The organism is Micromonospora sp. Utrum1 (assembly GCF_057197805.1).
On record NZ_CM170071.1, the window covers coordinates 3,391,495 to 3,409,175 of the forward strand.

The 17,681-nt window shown below is 70.2% G+C and carries 16 protein-coding genes; 6 read left to right on the forward strand and 10 right to left on the reverse strand.

Annotated features, from left to right (window positions below; translation table 11 throughout):
- Positions 1-64: 64 nt before the first annotated feature.
- The 6 genes from AC0OLQ_RS16040 to AC0OLQ_RS16065 form a co-directional block, all read right to left on the reverse strand.
- Positions 65-919, reverse strand: coding sequence for a replication-relaxation family protein (locus AC0OLQ_RS16040; RefSeq protein WP_484531991.1), 855 nt, complete (start codon positions 917-919; stop codon positions 65-67).
- 209 nt (positions 920-1,128) lie between these two features.
- A complete protein-coding gene (locus tag AC0OLQ_RS16045) occupies positions 1,129-3,594 on the reverse strand; it encodes a type IV secretory system conjugative DNA transfer family protein (RefSeq protein ID WP_484531992.1) in 2,466 nt (821 codons plus the stop codon).
- Positions 3,594-5,345: a VirB4 family type IV secretion system protein gene (locus AC0OLQ_RS16050; RefSeq protein WP_484531993.1), complete on the reverse strand. Its 1,752-nt coding sequence runs from the start codon at positions 5,343-5,345 to the stop codon at positions 3,594-3,596. Before AC0OLQ_RS16050 ends, AC0OLQ_RS16045 begins: the two co-directional genes overlap by 1 nt.
- Positions 5,342-6,232 (reverse strand): PrgI family protein, encoded by an 891-nt coding sequence (locus tag AC0OLQ_RS16055; RefSeq protein ID WP_484531994.1) that lies wholly within the window; start codon positions 6,230-6,232, stop codon positions 5,342-5,344. The genes AC0OLQ_RS16050 and AC0OLQ_RS16055 overlap by 4 nt, the downstream gene beginning before the upstream one ends.
- Positions 6,229-7,149 (reverse strand): TrbL/VirB6 family protein, encoded by a 921-nt coding sequence (locus AC0OLQ_RS16060; protein WP_484531995.1) that lies wholly within the window; start codon positions 7,147-7,149, stop codon positions 6,229-6,231. Before AC0OLQ_RS16060 ends, AC0OLQ_RS16055 begins: the two co-directional genes overlap by 4 nt.
- 11 nt (positions 7,150-7,160) lie before the next feature.
- A complete protein-coding gene (locus AC0OLQ_RS16065) occupies positions 7,161-7,457 on the reverse strand; it encodes a pilin (protein WP_484531996.1) in 297 nt (98 codons plus the stop codon).
- 630 nt (positions 7,458-8,087) lie between these two features.
- Between AC0OLQ_RS16065 and AC0OLQ_RS16070 the strand changes: the two genes are divergently transcribed.
- Positions 8,088-8,636 (forward strand): SAF domain-containing protein, encoded by a 549-nt coding sequence (locus tag AC0OLQ_RS16070; RefSeq protein ID WP_484531997.1) that lies wholly within the window; start codon positions 8,088-8,090, stop codon positions 8,634-8,636.
- A gap of 7 nt (positions 8,637-8,643) precedes the next feature.
- Here AC0OLQ_RS16070 and AC0OLQ_RS16075 read toward each other — a convergent pair whose 3' ends face one another.
- From AC0OLQ_RS16075 to AC0OLQ_RS16085, 3 genes are all read right to left on the reverse strand, one after another.
- The gene (locus AC0OLQ_RS16075) at positions 8,644-9,597 is read right to left on the reverse strand and encodes a hypothetical protein (RefSeq protein ID WP_484531998.1); all 954 of its coding nucleotides are present in this window, start codon (positions 9,595-9,597) and stop codon (positions 8,644-8,646) included.
- A 597-nt stretch (positions 9,598-10,194) separates the two neighbouring features.
- On the reverse strand, positions 10,195-10,806 hold the full coding sequence (locus AC0OLQ_RS16080; protein ID WP_484531999.1) for a YozE family protein: 612 nt from the start codon (positions 10,804-10,806) through the stop codon (positions 10,195-10,197).
- 157 nt (positions 10,807-10,963) lie between these two features.
- The gene (locus tag AC0OLQ_RS16085; protein WP_484532000.1) at positions 10,964-12,091 is read right to left on the reverse strand and encodes a DUF4236 domain-containing protein; all 1,128 of its coding nucleotides are present in this window, start codon (positions 12,089-12,091) and stop codon (positions 10,964-10,966) included.
- Between the two features lie 113 nt (positions 12,092-12,204).
- On the opposite strand from AC0OLQ_RS16085, the gene AC0OLQ_RS16090 reads away from it, so the two are divergent.
- Positions 12,205-12,900 (forward strand): excalibur calcium-binding domain-containing protein, encoded by a 696-nt coding sequence (locus AC0OLQ_RS16090; protein ID WP_484532001.1) that lies wholly within the window; start codon positions 12,205-12,207, stop codon positions 12,898-12,900.
- Positions 12,901-13,548: 648 nt separating this feature from the next.
- Here the strand turns inward: AC0OLQ_RS16090 and AC0OLQ_RS16095 are convergent.
- Complete coding sequence (locus AC0OLQ_RS16095; protein WP_484532002.1) at positions 13,549-14,403, reverse strand: hypothetical protein; 855 nt, start codon at positions 14,401-14,403, stop codon at positions 13,549-13,551.
- Between the two features lie 196 nt (positions 14,404-14,599).
- Between AC0OLQ_RS16095 and AC0OLQ_RS16100 the strand changes: the two genes are divergently transcribed.
- The 4 genes from AC0OLQ_RS16100 to AC0OLQ_RS16115 all read left to right on the forward strand — a co-directional run bounded on the left by AC0OLQ_RS16100 (position 14,600) and on the right by AC0OLQ_RS16115 (position 17,674).
- Positions 14,600-15,184, forward strand: a complete 585-nt coding sequence (locus AC0OLQ_RS16100) for a hypothetical protein (protein WP_484532003.1) — start codon at positions 14,600-14,602, stop codon at positions 15,182-15,184.
- Positions 15,177-16,025, forward strand: a complete 849-nt coding sequence (locus AC0OLQ_RS16105) for a TRM11 family SAM-dependent methyltransferase (RefSeq protein ID WP_484532004.1) — start codon at positions 15,177-15,179, stop codon at positions 16,023-16,025. The genes AC0OLQ_RS16100 and AC0OLQ_RS16105 overlap by 8 nt, the downstream gene beginning before the upstream one ends.
- A 323-nt stretch (positions 16,026-16,348) precedes the next feature.
- Complete coding sequence (locus AC0OLQ_RS16110) at positions 16,349-16,546, forward strand: hypothetical protein (protein WP_484532005.1); 198 nt, start codon at positions 16,349-16,351, stop codon at positions 16,544-16,546.
- Between the two features lie 120 nt (positions 16,547-16,666).
- Entirely contained in the window at positions 16,667-17,674 is a 1,008-nt protein-coding gene (locus AC0OLQ_RS16115; RefSeq protein WP_484532006.1) for a DUF4192 domain-containing protein, read from the forward strand.
- Positions 17,675-17,681: the final 7 nt, after the last annotated feature.

A 17,681-nucleotide genomic window follows, 5' to 3' on the forward strand; every position in this document is an offset into this window, starting at 1 on the left:
TGTCTCCATCAAACCCGGTGCGGGACAAAGTGCCAACAATCGCTGGTAGTCACATCAGGGCCTGTCAGAGCACGAAGACGCCCTCGTCGTAGTTCGGGTTGTCCGCCACCGGATGGCCGTGGTCGCTGGGCAGCGCCGTGAGCCGGACCCGGCCGGTGGCGCCGACCGGGAGCCAGACCGCTTCGGCGGGGTCGTTGTGGTGGGTGGCGGTCGCGGCCGGGACGTCACCGGGCCGGCCACGCAGGAGCCGGTGGAGGTGTTCTTCGCGCTGCTCGCTGCCGAGCCAGAACAGCACCGGGTATCGGGGGCAGCCGCGCCGGATCAGCTGCGCGTACCGGTCGAGCTTGGTGACCACCCGGCTGCGCAGTGCTTCGGTGCCGGTGTCGGCTTCCAGGAAGAACCCGACGGTGGTGTCGGCGACGCTCCACAGGCCGTGTCCGTCGGCGGTGATGGTCCGGTACTGCTTGGTGGTCAGCGTTTCGGACCACCACCGGTCCAGCCGCGCCTCCGGGTGCTGGCGGGCGTGTGCGGTGAGCCGGACGAAGAATTCGTTGGCGGTGAGCAGGTGGGTCAGGTGCGGGTTGGCCGACAGCCGCTGCACAGTTTGACGGCTGGTCCGGGCGGTGGGTTCCGGCCGGTTGTGGGCGGCGGCTTGGAAGCGGTGCCCGTGGTGGCCGAGCGTCCAGTGCCATGGTTGGCTGCCGCCTCCGGTGCGGGCGAACCGGAACCGGTCCAGCAGGCCCAGGGCGGCCAGCTCACTGAGGCGGATCTGGCAGGTACGGCGGGCCTGGAACAGCATGCGGTGGATCTGGTCGGTGGTGAGGACCTGGTGGTCGTCGAGGAGTTGGAGCAGCCGGCGGTCGCGGCTGGTGATGTGGGGATAGATGGCCAGCAGGCTGGCAGAGCGTGATTGCGGCATAGGCGGTTCACCCCGTGAAGAGAGAATCCCGTAGGGAGTCGGGATAGGTTGATCTTGGCTTCGGTCCTGTCGGCCGGCGGGTTTGGGCAGCTCAGGCGCCTGACAGGCCGGGCGGAGGGGACTCGTGTGGGGCCTCGTGTCGCGGACACCCCCAAACGAGCCCCCTGTGCCGCACCCAGCCGAGCCCTCGAACGAGCCGGCCCGGGATGTCAGCGGTCGCGTTCGGTCATGCGCCGCTTCATCGCCGTGCGGGCGAGCTGCTGCATCGGCGGTTCACCGTCGGTGCGGCTGTGGGCGGCGGCGCATGCCTGCCGGATCGCGGTTGCCTCGCCCACGACCGGCGCCGGCTGGTTGGTTGCGAACGTGAAGCTCGGTAGTTCCCGGTTGCCGACCAGCAGGCGGGCGGCGGCGGTGTAGACGTCGAGGTGGGCGAGGTCGTGCTCATCCAGCTCGGGTTTGGTGTGCCGGGACAGCTCCCGCGCGTCGGCGGGGTCGACGGTGAAGAACAGCTTCGACCGTGCGTTGGCCGATATCGCCGCGGCGACGTCCTTGGGTAGTTGGGCGAGGTCCTGGTGGGCGAGGACGAGCCCGAGGCGGAACCCGCGTGCCTCGGCCAGCATGTCCCCGACGCTGCCCGGCAGAGTCAGGAAGTTCTGACACTCGTCGACGTAGAGGCAGGCGTCTTTTCGCTGGTGCTCGGGGACGGTGGCGCGGGCGATGGCGGCCTGCCACACCCGGGCCACGATCAGCGAGCCGAGAATCCGGCTCGTCTCCTCCCCGAGCATGCCCTTCGGTAGCCGGCACAGCAGGACACCGCCGTCGAGCACGGTGCCCATGTCGAATGAGCTGTGGGCGTTGCCGATCACGCTCTTGACGAAGTCACGCAGCAGGAACGCGCGTAGCCTGGCGAGGACGGGGGCGATGACTTGGCCGCGGAACTGCTCGTTGATGCCGTCGTACCAGAGCCAGAACCCGCCGAGCCCGTCCGGATCGTCCAGACCGTGAGTGAACCTGGCCCGGAACTCCCGATCCTGCAACAGCGACGGGACCAGGCTCAGGGTGGGTTTGGCGTGCCGCATCAAAGTCAGACACGCCACCCGCATCGTGTCGTCCATACGGGGCCCCCACTGGCCCTGGAAGATCTTCGCGAAGATACCCACCAGGTTGTCCACCGCCAGGTGCGGATCGCCCTGGTCGTCGAGGGGGTTGAAGCAGCCCGGGTTCTCCTGGTCCGGGTCGACGATCACAATCTTGTCGGCGTGGGAGGCGGGGAGCCGGTCGAGGACGTCGGTGATCAAGTCCCCGCGCGGGTCGATGACCACCGTCCCGCGGCCGGCCTTGATGTCACCGAGGATCATGTTCAGCAGCAGCGTGCTCTTGCCGACGCCGGTCTTGCCGACCACATGCACGTGCTGCCGCGCGTCAGTCACGGTCAGGCCGACGCTGTGGCGGCCGATCTGCGACCGGCCCAGCACCTTCACGCCTCGCCCGCCGGAGGGCACCTGCACGGGCGCTGACACGGCCTTGGCCCGCGCCCGGTCCAGGCCCGGCACGGCGAGGTCTTGCGGCAGCGCGGCGAGGGCCGCGAGTTCCGGCACGGTGGCCAGGAACCCGCGCCGCAGCCGCCGGCCGGCGAGGGTGGCGACCGGTTGCGGCATCTTCATGCGCCGCAGCCGGTTCGGGCCGGTGTAGGTCGCGGCGGCCGCGGCGATGGCGTGCCGTAGCCCGAGCAGGCGCGAGCGGACCTGCGTGGCCCGCTCTGGGGCCGGCGGTGACTTGTCCGCGTCCGCGGCCACGGCGAAGCGGACCGCGATCTCGAAGTGCGGCACCCGCACGGCCTTGTCCACGATCGTGCGGGCGTCGGCGCCGGCCACCGGGTCCCGCTCTACCGCCCGCGCCGTCGTGGCGTGTGCCGGGCTGTGAGGCCGGGACGGGCCGGGCGTGAACACGTCGAGGAGCCACAGGAGGGGTTCGATGGCCAGCCGCGCCGCCCCGGAGACAGCGCGGGCGGCCACATCGGGCCGCCCGTGCGGATGATTGCCGGTGCTGGCCGCCGACCGCCTGGCCGCACGCACGCGGCGGACGGATGCCGGACGGGCGAGGACCTGCACGCACGCATGTTCCCGGTCGCGGACCTCGGCGCCAGCTGAGACCAGCGCCCGCAGCGGATCGGGGTCGTGCTCGCTGCGCAGCGGCAGCACCTCGGTGTGCTGCGGCCAGTGCGCCCCACCCACCGCCTCGCCAACCTCCGCCGGGATCGGTGCGGCGGCGTCGACGATTGTCAGGGTCGCGGCGGGCCAGGCCGCGCGGACGGCAGCTTCGACCGCGCCGGCCGGTACTATGCCGGGCACCCACACCCGGATGGTCAGGGAGCGGCCGGTCCAGGTGTACTCCCACCCGACGTGCGGGTAGCCGTAGAGCCTGTGCCGCCACCCTGGCGGGGTGAGCACGCCGACGAGGGTGGTCCAGAACGCGGCGGCTGCCTCCTTGGTGACCTCGGGTGGGGCGGCGATGGTCAGCCACCGCGCGCCGGTCACGAGTCGCTTGTGTCGCCAGGCGAGCAGTTGGTCATGGGCGAACACCGCGCCGACGATCGCGGTGGCGGTGAGGACGCCGAGCCATGGCCGGGCGATGATCCAGTGTGAGACCTCTTCGGTCCAGGTCGGGTGGGTCATCACTCGGCCTCCTCGATCCCGGTGACGGCGATCTTGTGCTCGGCGGCCGAACCGACAGCGCGGAACGGAATCCGGCTCCGGCCGGCGACGAGCAGGCCCTCGCCGCGGGGCGCCGACAGCAGCAGCCGCGATTCACCGGCGGTCAGGTTGAACGCCTCCGACACCGCGTCGATGGACTGGGTGCTCTGGCGCATCAGCACCTGGGTCGCGGCGTTGGACACGACAGCGAGGCCGAGGTCGGTCGACAGCACGTCGGCCGCGTCCTGGGTGATCACACACAGGCCCGCCGCGCGCTTGCGGGCGGCCTTCGCCATCCGGAACAGGAACCGGCTGCCTTCGCCGTCGCGCATCAGCAGCCACGCCTCGTCCACCACGACGAGCTGCCGCCGCCGGCGCCCGCCCGCGGTGGGTGTATCGATGCCTGACCAGATCGAGTCCAACGCGAGGAGCGTGCCGACGGTGCGCAGCTCGTCGGGCAGGTGCCTCAGCGACCACACCACCAGGTGCCCGGCCGGGGTGGTGGTGGTCGGCCCGTCGAAAAGGCTGGCGAAGTTTCCGACCGTCCAGGGGGCGAGACGCGCGGAAAGGTGCCCGGCGGCAGGGTCGTCGTCGGCGGCGAGTACGGCGGCCAGGTCTCGCAGCAGCGGCGCGGGTTTGGTCCAGGTGGCGGGGTCGCCGTTGATCCCGGCCTGGTGGTAGGTGGCGGTGATCGCCCGATCGAGGGCGGCGCGTTCGGCCGGCGGCGGTGCCGACCCGAGCATGACCGAGACCAGCGTGTGCAGAAACAGGCCGCGGCGGGTGAGGGTGTCGGGCCGGTCGTCGGCGGGCAGGTCGAGGGGGTTGATGCGGACGCCGGGCTGGCCGAGCTGCACGACCGTGCCGCCAACGTGCTCGGCCAGGGGCGCGTACTCGTCCTCCGGGTCGATCACGCTGACCGCCGTGCCCTGGTACAGGTTGCGCAGCACCTCCAGCTTCACGAAGTACGACTTCCCGGCACCGGAGCGAGCGAGGACGACGCTGTTGTGGTTGTCCTGCGCCCACCGGTTCCAGACCACCACCCCGTTGGAGGCGGTGTTGACCCCGTAGAGCACGCCCTCAGGCGGGGCGACGACGCCGGGGGAGGGGGCGGCGAGATCCGCTGAGGCGAGGGGGAATGCCGCGGCGAGGGCGGTGGTGTCGAGGATGCGGCGCATCCGTAGCGGATCCACACCGACCGGCAACGTGGAGATCCAGCCATGCTGGTGGCGGAACGTCGCCGGCTGCAAGTCCAGGAGCACGCTGGCGGCGGCGGACTTCACGCCCGCGGTGAGCGTGGCCAGTTCGTCGAGGGTGCGGGCGTGGATGGTGACGTAGATGCCGACCTCGAACAGCTTCGCCGCCCCGCGGGCGACCCGCTCGGCGAGGTCGGCCGCGTCGGCCGCTGCCGCCTCCACCATCGGATCGCCCAGCCGCCCCTGGTCAGCGTCGAGGCGGCGGGAGGACTCCAGGCGGGCGCGCTGACGCTTGAGCATCGGCGCCGCAAGCTGCGGCACAACGGGCTCCAGGTGCACCGCGACGTCGACGCGGCCAGGGTAGGCAAGCAACGGATCCAACCAGGCGGGGCCGACCTCGGCCGGGTAGCCGCACACCGCATACGTGGCGGCGTAGCCATCGCCGACCTGCACGTGCCACGGCGTGACCGACAACGCGGCCGGGGAAGGCATCCCCTCCCCGACCGCAGAACTCTTTCTCTTGTGCTTCAGCAGGTTCATGGTGTGCTCCGTAGGGTGATCGGGGCGCCGGGCACCGCGCGGGGGCCAGGCGGCGGGGAAGAGAACGGATCGACCGCGGCCGCGAGGGCTGCCGCGACGGCGGGCCCGTCCAGCGCGGCGGCTTCGACGCCGAGCCCGGACAGAGCGCGCACGGCCGGGTCGGCCGCGTGCGCGCCGGTGACGACGGCGAGGACCTGGCGGCGCAACGGATCCCGCTGGCTGTCGAGGTCCACGAGGAACTCGGCGTAGTCGTCGGCGGCGGCCTCCAACGCCGGATGCGGCAGACGCGGCGCACAGTCGACGGTCGCCTGCGCGTAGACGGTCAGGTCGTGCCGTTGCGCGGCCACCACGATCTGCGCTGGCCCGGTCAGGCTGTTGAGGAACCGACCGAACCCCTCCAGCAGCGCAGCCTGCTCGCTACCGGTGCGCAGGTGGATGTTCGTGGTGCCGCAGGCGATCAACACCTTGTCGCTGCCCTCGCTGGTGAGGACTCCTGTCCGGCTGATCGCCGTGACCGGAGAACGCAGCGGCGCCGGAAGGCACGGCGCGCCCGCTACCGCCGCGACGGAGCTGACCCGAGCCTCACCCGGCGCAAGGGTGCGTGGGCTGCGGCTGAGGGTGAAGCCGTGTCGCAGCCACACATCAAGAGGCAGGCCGTCACGGCGGCCGAGCGCCACCACGACCGCGACGGCGAACACGACGAACCCGGCGACGATCCACGCCGCCGGCGGGAGCAGGTGCCCGAGCGTGCGGTGGAGACCGAACCCGGCAAGCCCTGTGCCGCCGATGATGCCGAGTTGCCGGAACGTCAGCCCGAACGCGATCCGGTCGGGCTCGTTGACGTTGGCCGGGACGACCGCGCGCGGGTGAGTGTCCTCGACAGTCATCGCCCACCCCGCACAGCAGCACCTACACGAGCCAGCGGCAGCGGCAGACGGCGGGTAACGCCCTGAATGAACACCGCACGCAGCAGAACCTCACCCGTATTCGACGACCCGGAACGCGCCACGTAGCGGCGCATCATCCCGGGGATCTTGATCGTGACCCAGAGAACGACAATGACGAGCATCAGGTTCACCGCGTCCGAGCCCGGAAGGCCGAGCAGGATCGGCAGGTTCGACTCCGGATCGATCAGCAGGTCGATGCCCGCCGTGAACGCGACCGCCTGCAGCGTGGGTGTGGCCAGGCAACCCAGCAGGCTGCGCCACCACAACTGCGCGGCACCCTGCGTCCATGGGGTGGCGTAGCACGCGAGGGCCACCGGCGCGATCCCGGCCAGGACGACCAGCACCCCAATCCGCGCCAGCCAGGTGCCGACGAGCATGAACATCAACACGACGATGAGCAGCCCGATGACAGCCATCAGCAGGGCGGAGCCCTCGTCGGTCATCGCCGCGGCGATACGAGCTCGAACGAAGGTGACCGCCTCGATGGTCGGCGCGGACGTGCCGGCGATCGACACCGTCAGGGCGTTGGCGACGTCGATGAGAACACCGGTCAGCGGGACCGCGAACGCGGACAGCACGAACCCGACGACGAGCCGGGGGAGTAGCTCCTTGATGCCGTAGCGCATCTCGACCGAGTCGCCGACCATCGCAGCGATACCGACGGCGATGATCGCGAGGATGAAGCAGGCGCTGACTACCAGGGCGCTCTTGTCGGCGATCGAGGTCACCTGAGGCAGGACGGTGACGTCCGGCGACACAAAAATGGAGGAGGCCAGGAAGGCCAGCAGGCCGCCGAGGAGGTCGACGGCCTTCTCGGCGAGCCAGCTGACCAGGCCGTTCATCATCCAGTCGACCATGACCGCCCGCCTCAGCCGCCGAGGATGCCCTGCAGCACCTGCAGGATCACCGGGGCCAGTACGGCGAGGGCGTAGCCGACCAGCGCGGACTTGACGTTGCCCTTCGCCTGCTCGACCTGGGCCGGGTCACCGCCGGCGGCCATGTACCGCAGGCCGCCGATGACCAGGAACATCGTCGCGACCAGCGCGATGATGCCCATGACCCAGCCAGTGATGTTGGAAATGACCTGGGCAATGGACTTCGGGCCTCCACCGCCAGGGGCGGCAGCGGTCAGAATCAGGTCGTTGAGAACAGAGATCGTGTGCATTGCGGCGCTCCACAGGGATGTGTGGGCCGCCGCGGTGGGGACCGGGCGAAGGACCGTGAGGTCCGGTGGGGGCGCTCCTCCCTTGCGTGTAGCGAAGGGCTGCGATGTGTCAGTACGCCGCGCCAGTCATGCCGGACCGATGGCCTCGCCGGATTCAGGTCCCCACCCCGGCGGGCATGCCGTGGATGACATGCACCGCCCAGATCTCGACTGTCAGCTCCGATGAACTCGCCACCCGCCTGTCACACCCTGACAAGACCAATCAGCGACTCGCCGAGCTCACGGTCGACCTGACGACGACGGCCCTTGCCTGCGGATTCGGCGAATCGATCCTTAATGCCGGCACACCGCTGGTAACGCAGTGCCAAGCCGGGTGGCGGCGGGAGGACGGTTTGCGCCACTTGCCGCGCACGAACGCGCTCCGGCGCCATCAAACGGACACCAGAGGGGCGTCCTTCGCCGGCGAGCTCGGGCCCGTCGGTGGACTGGCGGCTGATTTCCTACGGTGTGCGGATGTCCTTTCCTCAGTCGAGCCCTGTATCGGCTCCAGCAGCGCCGAGAAGGAGGCGCCTCGCGCGGCTGCGCGCTCGGCGCTGGCGAGCATCGGCGTTGGCCCTCGCACTTGTCATCGTGGCGGGCATCGCAGGTGCCGCGTATCTCTGGCTGCGCGACAACGAGCGCCATCAGGTCTGGGTTGCCTCAGTCGATCTTCCGGCGTACCGCCAACTCTCTCCCGCGGACGTGCGGCTCGCATGGGTCCGTGCGGGAGAACTTCCGCGCGACTCGCTAACCAAGGACTCCGCCGTCCTGGGCAGGTACAGTCTGACCGCCGTCGGCCGAGGAAAGCCACTGTCCGCAGCGCTGTTAGGCCCGGAGTTGTCCGGCGCAAATCTGCAGGGCCGATCCGTGGTGAGTCTTCCCGCATCGGCGGCCGACATCGGTGGCGCGTTGATCGCCCGCGGGGGCCGGATCAACGTGCTTCTGTCGAGCACCGCGAGTGAGGGGCCGCGCAGTGGAGTTCTGAACGACGCGATCGTCCTCGACGTGCGGCCGCTCGGCAAGCAGCCTGACGCCTACATTGTCGTCTTGGCGGTTCCGGCGTCGACCGAGTCCGTGCTGCTGGCCGCGGGCGGGACGGCGAAGCTCATCTTCGTGCGACCGGCCACGACGTCACCCTGACGGGTGATCACTCTGGTTGATCGCGACGGTGTCGCTGCCGGTGCAGTGATTGAGGTCGACCCCACTCCGGCGGCGAGTTGTTCACAATGAAGGCGGCGATCTGCGTGAAGGCGGCACGCTCGTCACGCACGTCGGGCGGGGTGGGCCACTGCTCCAGTAGCAGATGCCGGTAGAGGTCAAACGCGGTCCGCTGTTGCTCGGCCAGCTCCTCGGCGGCGGAGAAAGAGAGCGTATAGAACAGGTAGGCGACCAGGGTGCCGCCGATGAAACATGTGGCGAATAGCAGCGGCGAGCCGCCGCACAGCAGGCTCACCGCTCCTCCGGCAGTCCCAGTCGCGGCAGACAGGAACGCGACGACGATCGGGAATTCGTAGTCGACGATGTACTCCTCGTACTCCGCCCGAAACTCGGCCGGCAGGAGCGGGAACAGTCGAGGCCAGAACTGGATGGTGTCCATGCCGTAGCGCGACAGAGCGTAGCGTTCGCCGGCTAACAGGATGTTACCCAGCGTCGTGGGGAGGACGTCGCCGTCCTCGTACGGCTCGGAAGCGTCCTCAATAAGGGTGTAGCGGTGGAACGCCCGCTCATGGTCATCGTTGTCGCCTTCCCACAGCTCCCATCTGCGCTGGGCGTGCCAGCTGACGCCCGGCGCCCTCCAGCCGAAAAGTCGAACCGCAGGGTAGCCCTCAAAGAGCTGTACGATGGCGCGCCACTGACTGGCGACCGCCACGGCCAGGAACCAGACCGCCGCTGAGATCACCAGAAGGACGACAGCCTTGCTGATGACGTCGAGCCGACTCCACCACGCGCCGACGATCTGCATCGAGCTGACGTTCTCAATGATCACAAGTGTCAGGACGCCCGCGAACACCGTCGTGGGAAGCAGCGCATTGAACAGGAATCGGCGGCGGAACACCGCGGACAACGTGGCGAGGGTGCCCGGGATCATCTGCTCAGCCATTGGGCGGGTTCAGCCGGACGGCGCGGGCCCCGCACCGTGGACAGTATTGAAGGTTCGGAGCCCGTTTCGCAGTCCACGCGCACTTCGTGCACCTAAAGCGGACCTTCGGTTGACGTCGGGGAATGCCGGCAGGCCGGGAGCCTCCAGGAGCCATCGACACCCCCTGTTGCGGCCGCGCCTCGTTCGTGCATCACCTAACCCGATGGTCGCCCGGATTCGCCGCGATGTACAGAGGGCGGCCGCATCGGCACACTCTGCGCAGCTGGGCAGCTGCGCGGATCGAGGGCGTGTGCGGTGCGCCAACCGCCTCTGGGCGTGCGACGCACCGACACTTCCGAGTCCAAACTTTCGCGTCGAGCCTGTGACCGGCTGGTTGCTGACCGAGCCACTGGTGGAAGCAGCCCTGCACGGCGATACCCGCCGCCAGGGCGGTCAGCAGGGCATGGACCAGCCAGCTTCCGGACATCCGCCGGATCGCGACGGTGAGGTATCCGGCGGCGAGGAACAGGAACATCGCGGCAACGATCAGGAGGCTCGCGGTGCGGGGTATGGCCGGGCAAGCTACGGACGCCCCGCGCGCATCCTCTGCCCGGCTGCCTACAGGTCCTCCTCGTCGTCGCTGGGCGCCGGATGGCCGCTGTACGCCTCCCACGCCTCCCGCAGCGTGTCCCACGCCGGCCTGGACGCGCGGTGCTTGTCCAGGTGCTCGGCGAACTGCTGATACTCGGTGCCCGTGGTCGGCCAGCACTCGTCTTCGGCCACGTCGTCGGCGAGGTGACCGATCGGGTGGTTCACGCCGCGCTGGTCGGTGAGCCACGCGGTGAAGCTCCCGGCCGGTGCGGGCTCCGGCGGCGGGGTCAGCGCCAAGCCGATGCCCGGGTTCGGGCTGCCGGGGTGCACGCGCACCGGGACCCCGGCGATGTACGCGGCGGCGATCAGCGCCCCGTTGGTGACGTAGCCGACGCCGGCGGCCTCGCCCTGGTGCTTGAGGCCGTAGGAGGTCGGCCAGTCCCGGTCGCCCGTCGGGTGCAGCGTCTTCAGCCACGCGTGCGCGGTGAGGACCTGGTCGAGGTTCTCGACGAGGTTGGCACGGGACGCGGTGTGGTCGAAGCCGGGGCCGTCGTACTTGCCGTAGCCGAAGTCGCAGAGCATCGGGTGGGCGTCCATGACGCGGATCAGGTCGGTGAGCGTGGGCGACGGTTCAGCCATGCGTGGTCCTCCTACGCGGCGGCGGTGGGGTGGTGATCCGAGACTGCCCGATCGGCGGAAACTCCGCCAGCTTCGGCGCCGCACGTGGCCCCTTGGTGGGCAACGGACGAGTCGCACATTCGTCTTTGGGCGGCATGGCCCGGTGTGCAGTGGCGGACTATTGGCCGGCGGTCAGTTCGGTTAGGTCGACGGTGTTGATGAGTTCGGTGATTGCCGGCTCGTTGGCGATGTTCAGGGGTAGCAGCTCGCCGGTTCGAGGTCGCGGGTTGAGCAGCAATTCACTGCTGGCGTCGTTGACGATGGCAGCGGCGTCGGCGTCCGCCCATCGCACACCGTTCAGCGAAGCACGGTGGATCCTGGTGGCGAGAAGGCAGGACACGAGGGGTCGGCCGTAGCTGTCCGGCCCCTCGTGGCGCAGCACGGCCACCCGCACGGAGCCGATCGCGGGTGCGACAGCGAAGGCTTCCCGGGCCGTGACGAGGATCTGCCCGCAGACGAACTGCCTGTAGTAGGCGGCGCGGTCGCGCTGGGGCAGCTTCCGCAGGGACAGGTTGCCGGCCTGGGTGGTGGTGGGCATGCGCTCGGGCACGACCTGCTCGACGGTAGGCACGAGAACTACGAGGGAGACCTCGTCCCCGGTGACTCCGACGGCGGCGCTCGGGGCTTCGTTGTCCTCGAAGGCTTCTTCCAGGGTTTCCAGCACAACATCCGCGTCGTTGCTGCACAGCTGCTGCCACCGCTGATCGAGGTATTGCTGCCAGCCGGCCCTCTGCTCCAAGAGGCTGGCCCACTGGCGCTGCACCTCGACGTCGGCCCACTGCGCGGCCTGCTGCTTGGCCTGGGCCCGCTTGCTCCGCTCGAAGATTCCGACTCCGGCCAGGGCGTGCTGTTCGTAGTGCCTGTAGACGCTGGCTCGGTCGGGTGGTGCGGGCTCAGGTGCGACCGGTCGGCTGGCGGCAGGGAAGCTCACCCGGTGCAGGTCGAGGATGCGCAGGAACGCCTGCGCCAGGCGCTGGGCCTCCTCCGCCCGCTGCGCCTGGGCGGCCTGACGCTGCTGCGCGGCGAGCTGCCGTTGATAGGCCGTCGGTGACGTGCTGCGGCCACCGGAGCGGCTACGACCGCCGCCGAGGGAGGTGTAGAAGCCGACCGGGCCGACACCGGTGGAGAAGCCCGTACGACCGCCGCCGACGTGGATCCTGGCAGCCCGCGGGCCGAGGCTGGTGCGGATCCCCCGCGATGAGGCGCGGACGCGTATACCGGGCGCGAGCTTGATGGAGAATCCCACCCGCCGACCGTAAACCCGGCAGTTAAGATCCTGACCAACGTGTCGCTTGACAGACACACCTCCGGCCAGTTGTCCAGTATCAATTGTTGACACGCTGGTTCACACTGCGTTGTGTGACTGACCTGCCTCCCCAGGACCCGTGGCGCGGCCAGGCTCCGCCGCCGCCCCCTCCGCCGCCGCCGCCGTACGACCCGACCATGGCCTTCGCGCCGCCGCCGCGCCCGTCGTGGTGGCGCCGCCAGTCGACCGCGGTGAAGGTGCTCCTAGTCAGCGGCGTCGCCGTGCTCGCCTGCTGTGGTGGCCTGATGGGCATCGGCATCGCCGCCGGCCCGCCCACCCCCGAGCCGAGCAAGTCGCCGAAGACCGCGGCCCCCCAGGAGGTCCAGGCGGTGGCGCCCTCGATCACCACCGAGGCCAGCTCCGCGGCGCCGGAGCCATCGCCTTCGCCGACCACGGCCGCGCCGACCAGCGCGAAGCCGTCGCCAAAGCCGAGCCCGAAGAAGACCACCGCGCCCGCGGTCTACTACAAGAACTGCGACGCGGTGCGCGCCGCCGGGAAGGCTCCGCTCCGCAGGGGTCAGCCTGGGTACCGCACTGGCCTGGACCGCGACCTGGATGGCGAAGCCTGCGAGCCGGACGGCGGCAACGGCGACACCGGCGGCGACACCGGCGGCGGCGGAAACAACGACCCCCGCTTCAGCACCTGCGCCGAGGCTAAGTCCCACGGCTACGGCCCGTATGTCCAGGGCGAGGACCCGGAGTATTACTGGTACATCGACCGCGACAACGACGGCGACGTCTGCGAGTAGCCGCCTTCAGCGGCGACGGTCCGAGGATCCCCTCCGGGGCTTGGCTGGGTCAGCGGCGAGTCGGCCATCGGCAGGGTCGGGCGGCCAGCTCCGTGCTGGGTGGGTCGATGACACGTCGCCCCACCCAGCGGGGACCTGGCCTGCGACGTCACCGAGGAATCGTGACACGCGAGGTAAAGGCTCTTTCAGCGGCACAGGCATCGCGACGCCCGGCCCGGATGCGCCCCGAGCGCGCAGCTGGGGGTGCGCATTCACATGATCGACAGGACACGCCCTAGACCAGTTCCCCGATGAGGCGACGATCTACGCCGGCCGCCCCTGGTCCCCCGGCGCGTGCCGAGGCTGTGGTGGACGGCCAGCGGTCTGACTACGTGCGTGCAGTCAGCCTGGCGCCCACGGCAAGTAGGCGTCCCATTCCGGGCAGTGGATTACGGCGGCGCACGCCTCGGCTGGGCCTGGTGTTCGGCCCCCGCGCCACGCCGACCAAACCTCAAGCACGTCCCAGGAGTAGCCAACAGCCGTCCCTTGACCGAGTAGTCCGCAAGAGGTCCACGGACACCGGGGGAGCAGTGTGAGGTGTCGAGAAGCATCTCCGCTGCTAGACCCCCACGTGCCCAGTTGCCTACATGTCGACCAGGTTAGGCGTTGTCAGGCCGCTCTGGCGGGTTCGCGGCGGGCGGAGGAGCGGGTCGGGTCGGATAGGTCGCCCCGCGTTACGGCGGCGGCCACGACGCGTTCGGCGCGGCGTCTGCGCATGCGCAGGACCGGTGCGGTCACGCCTCTCTCGGCGGCCAGTTGCTCGATCAACGCGTCGCCGAACCGCGTCGCGCTGATGAGCTCCGCGGCCTCGGCGGTGATCAGGCCGGCGGCGGCTGCTCGGCCGAGTAGCAGGTCCGGGTGCCCGTAGGGCATCCTCGGCGACCGTGAGCCGCTGGGCAGGTCCGGCGGCAGCTCCTCGCCGTTGTCGCTCTTGACGACTGTGGTGCCTGCGCGCCATGCCGCCCAGCACAGTCGCAGCCATAGCCTGGGCGGGGCGAGGTCCGCCGTGCGCAGCGCTTGAAGGAAGCCGGCCAGGACTTCGGAGTCAACGTCGTCGGAGTGCCCGGGGTGTCCGCGGCTGATCTTTGCGGCGAGGTGCGTCAGTGCGGGCAGAGCCACGCCGATTGCGCCGACGACCCAGGCTGGTCCCCATTCGCGGGCGTGGTGGGCCAGTTGCCGCCACAGCTCGTCGGTGGTGTCGCTGTCGTAGCGCTCGTCCACGAGCAGCTTGCGCAGCTCGTCGAGTGGCATGGTCGTGTCCGGTAGACCAGGCACTGGGCGGGCGTCGAACGCCAGCGGCGCGGGTTCGCAGGCCAGCAGCTCGAAGGCCTTCTCAGCCGTGGTCAGCGCCGTGTCGGCCGTCCTTGTGCGGGCGGTTGATGCCATGGTGGTGTCCCCTCGACGGAGCGCTTCGCCCTGCGCGAAGGCCGAGACCTCGATTGGGACAGCCAGACCTGACACCACTAGCGATTGTCCGACCGGGACAGGTTGTGCCCGGTGGTGTCAGGTTCGCGGTGTGCCGACCGCCCGCACGGCGGGGTGACTGGCTGTCACGCGCCGCGGTGACTGGTGCTGTCAGGCCGGAAGCGGGTTCGATCGGGTTGTCAGCGGCGCACTGGGGATCGTCAGTACGCCCGCCGGTCCGGGGGCCACCGTGCCCATGACCGATGCCAACCGCCACAGCCCGCCGCTCCCGGTAGGGGACGTGGTGCCCGGCGACCCGCCCGTGCCGATCACCGTCTGGCCGGTCCCCGCCCCGCAGCCGGGCGAGACCATGTCCAACGCGATGGGCGTCCGGCTGGTCCACAACCTCACTCACCCGTCCGACCTGATCATCGACCTGGCCGAGGGGCCGCAGCTGGCCTGCGCCATCATCGCCGCACACCGCCGCACCCACCTGCAAGCAAATTGCCACGGGCGCTGGGGCCGCGAGGCGGCGACGCTCATCGTCACCGGATGGCTAGTCGACAACACCGATTCACCGTGCGAGTTCTTCGGCCGCTGCCACGAGAGCCTCGTGCCGGGCGGCTGCGTGGCGGTGCTGCTCCCGCACGGCGATCTCATCCTGCCGGTCGACATCGTCACCGCCGCCAAGCGGGCCGGCCTGGCGTACCTGCAGCACATCGTGGCGGCCGACCAACCGCCCCGGCGTGGCCAGCACACGCAGCTGGACATCCACACCGACGTGCTGATTCTGACCCGCAGCGCCCACCATGCACAGGTGGGAGGCGGCGGCGATGCCTGAGCCTCTGCCGATCACGTCGGTGTGGCTGACCTGCCAGCAGCCCTCCCGCGACCAGCGACGGGGCCGGTACGTGCCGGAGTCGTCCACGCACCCGGGGAAGATGCTGCCCCACCTCGCCGCGCACGCCATCGCCTCCTACACCGCCCCGGGGGATCTGGTGCTCGACCCGATGTGCGGGTCGGGCACCACGCTGGTGGAGGCCATGCATCTCGGGCGGCACGCGCTCGGCGTGGACATCGAACCGCGGTTCACCGCCTTGGCGGCGGCCAACGTTGCCCTCGCCGCGTCCCAGGGCGCCGCCGGCATGGCGACGGTGATCACCGGCGACGCGACCGGCCTGCTGGAGCTCGCTCCCGTGGCGGCGGTCGGTGAGGTCGGGCTTGTGCTCACCTCCCCGCCATACGGGCGGTCCACCCACGGACTTGTCCGGGCAACTGGCACGGGGGTCAGGAAGCGCGCGCACCTGTACGGCGACCGCCAGCGGGGCAACCTTGCCTACGTCGGGTGGTCGGGTCTGCTCGACGGGTTCGCCGCGATCCTGGCCGCTAGCTACCAGCTGCTGCGCCCAGGCGGCACGGTGGTCATCACGTGCCGACCGGTACGGCGCAGCCCGGATGACTTCATTGACCTGCCCGGCGAGTTCCTGGCCGTCGCCCAGTCGGTGGGGCTGATTCCGGTGCAGCGGTGCGCGGCGATGCTTGCCGCCGTCCGCGACGGGCAGATCGTGCACCGCGCCTCGATGTTCGGGCTCATGGCGGTACGCAAGTCCAGGGCCGAGGGCGTGCCGGTGCACCTTGTCGCACATGAGGACGTGCTCGTCCTGAGGCGAGAGGCCAGGTGAACTCCCGCGTCACACCCGCCACGGGCTGATACCAGTGGGCCGGGGCTGTCAGGTCCTGCCAGACAGCAACGCCTGACAGCCCCAGCCACACCAGCAGTATCTGCGGTTAACTTGAAGCCTCTTCTCCTTATTCCTGCTGCTGATCTGCTGCGTCCGCGACGGCATCGCGCCCACCCTTCCCGGTCGGCCGCCGTTCACCCCAGGCTCAGACCCTCAGCGCTCATACCCGCCCCTCGCCTCAGCGGCGACCGGGGCACGGCACCCGTATCCCTGCAGGCGGCCACCATCCGGTGGCCGCCTTCCTTCATTCACCACGAGGGCACATGCTTCGCGCCGCGGCCACGCCGCCTCCGCCGGCGGTGGCCGCAACCGCTGAAAGCCCCGTCCGCGCGAACCTGACCGGTGGGCTGGCCAACGTTGAGCACACGTTGATCACGCTGACCGCCAGCGTCGAGGGCGCCGGTTCGACCGGTACCTGGATCCCGACCGCGACTGAGCCGTCGACCGCGCCGACCGTCTGATCGGGCTCCCCCGGCAGGGGAGACGCAGGGTCCAGCGCCCACCCGACGCGCCCACGCGGCTCGTCCGGCTCGCCGACCATCCGAATCCTGCCCCGATACCAAGCTGAATTGGAGATCGTCATGTCGTTTCCCCACAACAAGTTGACCGTGCGGTCCCCGGCCGACCTGGTGGCCGCGGTGCCGTATCTCCTCGGTTTCCGTCCCGGCGACGGCAGCATCGTCGTCATCGCGAGCAGGGACCGGCGGATCGTCTTCGCCGCTCGAGGTGACCTGCCCGCCCCCGGCGCCCCCGCACGCCAGATCCTCGAGGTAGCCGCCAACCTGGTCACGGTCCTGCGGCGGCAGCAGCCGATCACCGACCTCATGATCGTCGGATATGGAACCGAGCACATCGATCCGGCGCTGCACACCGTTCACGAGGCATTCACCGCCAGCGGGATGCCCGTCCTGGAGCTGCTGCGGGTCACCGGTACCCAGATCTTCAACCTCACCTGCGACAACCCCGACTGCTGCCCGCCGCAGGGAACCCCATTCGATCCCACCTCCTCGCTCATCGCCGTGCAGGCAACCGCCGCCGGGCAGGTCGCGCTACCGAACCGGGCAGCCGTGGCCGCCCGGTTCGCACCCATCGGCGGCGCCGCCCGCGACCGCATGCGCCGCGCCACCACCGCGGCGGTCACCCGCCTGACGGCGGTGAGCGCCGCCGGCGCCGCCGCTGCGGACGAAGCCGGCGCCCTGGCGGTCCGCGACGCGCTGCGACAGCACGACAACGGCGAGCGCCTCACCGACGACGAGGTGGCCTGGCTCACCGTGCTCCTGAAGCGGTCATCGGTGCGGGACCTTGCCGTAGACCGCACCCAGCCGCACGACCGGCACGTCACGTTCTGGGCCGACATCACCCGCCGCGCCGAGGAGGCGCTCGTGCCAGCACCGGCCACCCTCCTCGCCATCACTGCATGGCGCTGCGGCGACGGAGCCCTCGCTGGCATGGCAGCAGACCGCGCCCTGCAGGCCGACCCCGAATACCGGCTCGCCGACCTGCTGCTGCAGGCGCTGCACGCCGGCCTCCCGCCATCGGTGTTCGAGCAGGCAGCCGACACCGACCGAGCCAACCCATCCGACAAGTAGCCGGAAC